We start from the raw sequence: 264 nt of genomic DNA on the forward strand, positions 1-264 counted from the left end.
ACCCAAATTTTTAAAGAACGATCTAATCAAAGACTAGAAATCAATATTCACTTCAGAATATTCATTTCTAAACTCTAACAGCAGAAGCAGTTAATGGTGGAGCCAAACGGGATCGAACCGTTGACCTCCTGCGTGCAAGGCAGGCGCTCTCCCAGCTGAGCTATGGCCCCATAACAAAATTGGTGGGTCTGGGCAGATTCGAACTGCCGACCTCACCCTTATCAGGGGTGCGCTCTAACCAACTGAGCTACAGACCCAATTTCG

At 47.0% G+C, this 264-nt stretch carries 2 tRNA genes; both read right to left on the reverse strand.

The features are described from left to right. Positions 1-94: 94 nt before the first annotated feature. Positions 95-170 (reverse strand) — tRNA-Ala (locus NL64_RS29070). Between the two features lie 10 nt (positions 171-180). Continuing rightward, positions 181-257, reverse strand: a tRNA-Ile gene (locus NL64_RS29075). Positions 258-264: the final 7 nt, after the last annotated feature.

The sequence above is a fragment of the Pseudomonas fluorescens genome (assembly GCF_000802965.1).
Classification (GTDB): domain Bacteria; phylum Pseudomonadota; class Gammaproteobacteria; order Pseudomonadales; family Pseudomonadaceae; genus Aquipseudomonas; species Aquipseudomonas fluorescens_A.